The 6,551-nt window shown below is 30.0% G+C and carries 7 protein-coding genes; all 7 read left to right on the top strand.

Features of this window, described 5'->3' with window-relative positions; all coding sequences use genetic code 11:
• Positions 1-50: 50 nt before the first annotated feature.
• The 7 genes from OS191_RS15510 to OS191_RS15480 all read left to right on the top strand — a co-directional run bounded on the left by OS191_RS15510 (position 51) and on the right by OS191_RS15480 (position 6,327).
• Positions 51-572: a helix-turn-helix domain-containing protein gene (locus OS191_RS15510; RefSeq protein WP_267154908.1), complete on the top strand. Its 522-nt coding sequence runs from the start codon at positions 51-53 to the stop codon at positions 570-572.
• A complete protein-coding gene (locus OS191_RS15505; RefSeq protein ID WP_323370139.1) occupies positions 491-1,405 on the top strand; it encodes an IS3 family transposase in 915 nt (304 codons plus the stop codon). The genes OS191_RS15510 and OS191_RS15505 overlap by 82 nt, the downstream gene beginning before the upstream one ends.
• 645 nt (positions 1,406-2,050) lie before the next feature.
• Positions 2,051-2,677: a hypothetical protein gene (locus OS191_RS15500; RefSeq protein WP_267156605.1), complete on the top strand. Its 627-nt coding sequence runs from the start codon at positions 2,051-2,053 to the stop codon at positions 2,675-2,677.
• Between the two features lie 668 nt (positions 2,678-3,345).
• Positions 3,346-4,011: a hypothetical protein gene (locus tag OS191_RS15495; RefSeq protein ID WP_267156604.1), complete on the top strand. Its 666-nt coding sequence runs from the start codon at positions 3,346-3,348 to the stop codon at positions 4,009-4,011.
• A gap of 368 nt (positions 4,012-4,379) precedes the next feature.
• Entirely contained in the window at positions 4,380-4,838 is a 459-nt protein-coding gene (locus tag OS191_RS15490; protein WP_267156603.1) for a hypothetical protein, read from the top strand.
• Positions 4,839-4,841: 3 nt separating this feature from the next.
• Positions 4,842-5,204 (top strand): hypothetical protein, encoded by a 363-nt coding sequence (locus OS191_RS15485; RefSeq protein WP_267156602.1) that lies wholly within the window; start codon positions 4,842-4,844, stop codon positions 5,202-5,204.
• Positions 5,205-5,358: 154 nt separating this feature from the next.
• Entirely contained in the window at positions 5,359-6,327 is a 969-nt protein-coding gene (locus tag OS191_RS15480) for a hypothetical protein (RefSeq protein ID WP_267156601.1), read from the top strand.
• The last annotated feature ends 224 nt before the right edge of the window (positions 6,328-6,551 follow it).

Here is a 6,551-nt window from a genome sequence, read left to right as displayed (position 1 = left end):
CGGATTTTGAACTGCACCCAAAAAGTTAGACACTATTTAAGTGTATTTTTATGGGAAGAAAAGTCAAGTACAATTACGATTTCAAACTTCGCTGTGTAAAGCAAGTTTTAAATCATCATCAAACAGTAGAAGCTGTTTCAAAATTAAATGGTTGTCATCATACAACACTTCATGATTGGATTCGTTTTTATGAAAAATATGGCAAAAAAGCTTTGTTGCCAAGAAAAAACAAAGTCTATAGTTTACCTTTCAAAATAAAAGTATTGGAAGCTATCAACAAAGATTCACTATCCTTTAGCCAAGCTTGTTTGGAGTTCAATATCCCTACTAAATCTGTAATTATGAATTGGCAGAAGAATTACAAAAAGCTGGGTACCGAAGGCTTAAACCATAAAACTAGAGGAAAACCAAAAGCGATGGAATTTAAAAAGACAAAAAAGAAATCCAATAAACCTTTAACCAGAGAAGAGGAACTTCTATTGGAAAATGAATCCTTACGGGCAGAACTGGACTTGCTAAAAAAGTTTCAGGCCTTAATTCAAGAAGAGCAAAGCAAAAAGCGCAAGCCATAACAGAATTAAGGCATAAGTATGATTTAGAACTATTACTAAAACATACTAATATGGCAAGAAGCAGTTACTATTACCACCGAAAAAGAAATAATTTAAGCGATAAATATAAAGAGATAAAGCAATTAATTAGCAAGATTTACCATCGGCATAAAGGCAGGTATGGCTATAGAAGAATTACTCTAGAGATTAATAAAAAAGGTTTTATAATCAATCACAAAACCATATCTAAGTTAATGCGTCAATTAGGCTTAAAAAGCCTTATAAGAGCTAAAAGATATCAATCTTATAAAGGACAAATAGGTGAAACAGCTCCCAATATTTTACAACGTAATTTTAAGGCTATAAAACCAAATAGAAAATGGGCTACCGACATTACCGAATTTAAAGTCTTTGGGGACAAACTATATCTATCGCCTATAATTGATTTATTCAATGGTGAAATAATAAGTTATGAGCTATCTGAAAAACCAAACTTTAAACAAGTCGTTACGATGTTAAAAAAGTCTTTTATAAAGATACCTAATCAAGCAAACTTAATCTTGCATTCTGATCAAGGATGGCAATATCAAATGAAACAGTATCAAAGTCTATTAAAAGAAAAGGGAATTACTCAAAGTATGTCTCGAAAAGGGAATTGTTTAGACAATGCAGTAATAGAAAACTTCTTTGGTATTTTAAAATCTGAATTATTTTATCTAAATAAATATAAGTCTATAACACAATTGAAGCGTGATATAAAAGAGTATATAAAGTATTATAATAATGAAAGAATTAAACTAAATTTAAAAGGTCTGAGCCCGACCGAATATCGAGCTCATTATTATCAAAATTAATTATAAATTTGTCTAAGCTTTTGGGTTCACTCTATTTTCTATTCGGTTTTTATTTGCTAAATTATCTGCTAAACCACGCAACAAACCATATACAAACACGTTAGCAAAAACAGGTGAAGACCAAAATCTACGGAAAATTATAACGCCAAGGTTTGCTCTTAAAAAACAAAAATTGCGGATTTCTAAAAAAGAAACTAAAAATTTTCCTTAGAATATTTAGAACAAAATGTAAAAGAAGCAAAAAACTAAATAAATAGATTTTGGATCTGGCTCACTCTGCTTCTGAATTATTTTAATCATTAAAAATAAGTCGTCTGATTCAACAAATTAACGAACATAAATCTGACTCTAAAAATTTAATAAATAAGTACTTTTTATAATTGTAACAAACAGATAAACATAATCGGAATTGTTCCTAATTTGCTGAGTTATTTATTGCCTAAGTTGTTTTCTAATAACAAATGTTAATTAACTAAAAACTGCTTTTGCTAACACCGTATAAAAAAAATTGCTATTTTGTGCTTAATTAAAGTGTGTTGCTTTTTTGCTTGCTTCTGATTTTCCTACGGAAAATCCTCGCCCACAAAAACGCAACTTTCTTTATACAAAAACGTTGTACCCAATTAAAACCGAACCCAAATTTGAATGTATAGTGTCGACGAAATAAAAGAAAACTACAAAGGTTTTTCCGATTCTAAAATCGAGAATATTGCTAAAAAAGAATCGAAAGGTTTAAGAAAAGAAGTACTTGGGATTTTAAAAGACGAAATCGAAAAACGTAATCTTGACAAAAACTTGATTAATTGGGTTGAAACAGAAACAAAGACCGTTGACGGAATTGAGCGTGAATCTCTGAAAACTAAAATTCAAAATCTGAATTGCCCAAAATGCTCTGAAAAGAAAGATAGACTTTACGGATTTGAAATTAACCAAATCGTATCTGTTTTACTTTTTGCGAATGACACTCGGAATGAAAAAATATTGTGTTTGAGTTGTGGGAAAAGAGCGAAATTCAAAGCCATTTTAATTACTTTTTTCGCTGGTTGGTGGTCAAGACGTGGAATTTTTCTAACGCCTTTTACTGTAATAAAAGATTCGTTCAATTTTTTCTTTATAGAGAAGATTAGCGATAGAATAATTAACCGACTGATTGACGAAAATACAGGACATTTTAGAAGAAAAGGAATTGAAAACGGAACTCTGAACCGATTAATAAAAAGAAGGAACGAAAAAGATATTTTGGAAGATGATTCATATGGCTACGTGGATTAATAACTGGGTACAACACCGTATAAAATTAATTGCTAGTCCTAGCCTACCTACGAAAGTCCTCGCGGACTTTCTATCTGTGATTAATTTGCTAACTTTAGTGCTTAAACCACGCAACTATTCTTATACAAAACCGTTAGCTTTAATGCTGGAGCAAGTTTGCGGAATTGAAAAAAGCCTGTTTGTTTTTCGATTTTTTTTTTTTTTGAATTTTAAGAAAGTAAAAACCGAAAAATAATGTTGCGGAATTTTTAAAAACACGCTGAATTATCACTCAAACTCTGAATTGAATTGCGTCTGATTTTTTAGCTCGTTTGCGGAATTGAAATCTGAATTAAAAACTCGGAATCTCACTCAATCGGAATTTAGCAAGTTGCGGAATTGCTCACTCGAAATCTGAATTAAAAATATTGCAGAATTTGAGCAAGTTTGCGGAATCGAAAACTGCGGAATTTACTCAAAATCTGAAAATAAAAATTAAAGAAAAACAAAAATTCGGAATGAATTACAAAGCGGACAAAAAAGCACTAAAAGCTAACAACGTATATAAAAAATTGCTATTTTGTGCTTAATTCAATGGTCGTTGCACGTTTGCTACGTCTGATTTTCCTTCGGAAAATCCTCGCACGCAAACCCGCAACTTTCCATATACAAAACCGTTACCTACAATTATGAAAAAAATTCCGTTACTGATTTTAATATTGATTTTAATTGCAAGTTGTAATTCAAAACAAACTTCATCGGAATTGGAAAAACTGACTGAAAAACTGACCGAAAAAGAAAAACAGATTTCGGATTTACAGACACAAATTGAGAATTTAGAAAACAAGCAAACTTCGGATTATTATCGCTTCGTGGAAACTTCAGACTCTGAGATAAATGTTGCGGAAAAATTAAAAAGCGGAGAACGGAAATTAATTGACAAAAAGGATTTTAAAGACACTTTAGATATATCAGACAATTTTTTCGTTTATAAACATACATCTGAAATCACTCAAACGTCTGAATCGGAATTTGAATCAGTCCTTCGTGATTTTGACCAAGTCAAATCGGAATATGGAAATGACTTTTTTGTGAGAGTAATGACATTTTATAATGGACAAAGTTTGCCTCTGGAAACCGAAAATTCTAAAACTGATATTCATATTTTAATCCAACCGACTGAATTGGGCTATGAAAATAAAACGTTCGTGATTTCGGACTTTTATGATGTTGACATAAAAACGCTCGAAAAGAAAGAGAATAGTGTTGAACTGACTTTTGAACACGGAAAATTTCCGAGAAAAAGTGAATTAATAATAATAAAACCTGAATTAGTAAAATTTGGAATAAAATAACTATTTAAAAAAGGATTTCACGAACAGAAAAAAAGAAAAAATTAATACAACAATAGACATTATTATTCCTAAAGTTTTATCAAATTTAGAATAAGGAATTCCTTTTTGCCAATGTTTTTTTGAATGTTCCCATTCATAATAATATGCCAGAAAAATATAAATTGAGATTACGAAAAGTATAATTGAAATAAATAACATAAGCTAAATATAAAAATTAAAAATAACTGTAGGTAACACCGTGTATAATTAATTGCTTTGTTCTTCCCTACTTGCGAAAATTCCTGCGGAATTTTCACGGGTTCGCAAATGTTTACTAACTTAGTTGCTTAACCACGCAACTAACCATACACAATCACGTTGTAAGTAATTTGACCAAACCAAGAAAAATAGAACTGAATATTGGAAATCCGACAAATGGATGGCTTCCGATTGAATTAAAATCTGCTGATTTTGAATTGGAATTTATTGCTTCAAATATTCCTGAAATTCCGACTGACAAACTTTGCGAATCTCTGATTTTAGCAATAAACGGAATTGAAACGGAAATATGCTGGAATTTGGAACCTGAATGTTATTTCTTTGTACTAAAACCAAACGAACAAGATTTTGAGCTGAGTATTTCAAAAAGCAAAGAAATAACAGAAAAAACAAATCTGATTTACAAAATGACTGGAAATTTTAAGTCTGTTATTTTACCTATGTATCGCAGTTTAAAAAAGTTCAATACGTTAGAATTTGAAAAAGCTGATTGGAAAAAAATTGATCAAGAGAAGCTTCATAAACTGACAGAATTAGTAAAATCAAAAAAACTCCCAAAAGTATCATAGAATATGAAATACAAGAATATTCCATCAGCAATTCACAATTTTGGGCATAGCTATATAAGTTATGAAAATTATGTCGATTCAGGTTTTGTAATTGAAGACTTAAATAAAATCAATCAAAAAAACTACGACATCAAAATTGATTGGAAAACAAAGGAATTTTCACCAAAGAACATGATTACTAATAGAATTTCTCTATCAATTGGTTTTTGGTATGATAAAATATATAAACATTTTAGCTCTCAGAATGTGGAATATGATTCCCTTAAATCATTTTACCTAATTTGGAACAATGGAGAAAAACCAAAAGTAGTTGCAACGGACGATAGAGGAAAATTGCACGAAAAAAATATAGCACCTTTATTTTAATCTAAAAGAAAAACTACTTACAACAACGTATATAATTAATTGTTCGTTCTGTGTGTACTCGGAAAATCCTTCGGATTTTCCTCTGATTCGCTTTCTTTTACTAATTTAGTTCCTGCCAACACAACTAATCATATACAACACGTTGCCCACAATTATGAAAAAAATCCTACTACCATTTATATTCTGTCTTTTATTGACAAATTGTGCAACAATTTTAAAAAAGAAAACTTATGATTTAAGCATTTCCTCAAATGAGAAGAATGCCAAGGTCAAAGTTTATGACAGTATTTATGATTTACCAAATAAAGTTAAAGTTATAAGGTCAAATTTAGATTTAGATTTAATTTTAATAACAGATACTTTAAATATTGATTACAAAATAAAATCATCACCAAATCCAACATTTCTTTATTTGAATTTAGTTGGAATGCAAATGGCACCTTTAAATTATGCTGTTGATTTTACAAACAAAAAAAGATTTTATTATGGTAAAAATGCTTATTTAAATTCAAAAGATTCTTTACGTATTATTGAGCCACCAGTAAGTAAATTTTACACCGATTTTTTTGCAGAAACTTATCCAAAAAATAAAAATGATATTAATTTAGTCTTTTCAATTCCATACGTAAATGGATTTTATTTTAAACCTCAAGGTTATGGAACAAAATCTAATACTGGATTTTTTGGAATCTCTGCTGGAATAGAATATTTCTACAAGTCTAATAAATATTTTAATTTTAACACAACTGCTTCTACTGATTTTCTCGCACCTGTTCCTGCACCAGTGCATTACGATAGTGCATATGACAAAATGAATAGCATTTATTTTAGTTTAACTGATAATTTCAAAATCAAAAGATTTTCAATTGGGTATGGATTAAATTATTCGATTAATAATTGGACTTATATTGATGATTCTGACATTGAAAACGAAATAGAAATTAAAAGAAAAAATAAAAGCATTGGTTTAACGGCTGATGTTTATTTTCAATTTGGGAAAAGTTTTTTTGTTGGACTTATTTATCGCCCAACTTTTTATAATTTAAAACCTAAAGCGGAATTCGAATATGAACATTTAATAAGTTTAGATTTTGCATTTAAAATACCGCTACGAAAGAAATAACTGTGGGCAACACTGTGTATAAAAAATGCTTATTTTAGTGTTTAACCAAAAGGAAAGTGCGTGTTTGCTTTCTTCCGATTTTCGTTCCGAAAATCCTCTGACACAAACCCGCACTTTTCATACACGAAAACGTTAGCTACAATTGCGGAAACCACTCAAACGCAAGCAATACGCAACTGAATTACCTCTGATTTCTGCCAAACATTACGCTGATTTCACTCTGC

Origin of the sequence: Xanthomarina sp. F2636L (assembly GCF_026410195.1) — a bacterium.
GTDB lineage: Bacteria > Bacteroidota > Bacteroidia > Flavobacteriales > Flavobacteriaceae > Xanthomarina.
Note: the sequence above shows the minus strand (reverse complement) of the source record. Positions and strands in the feature narration are given on the sequence as shown.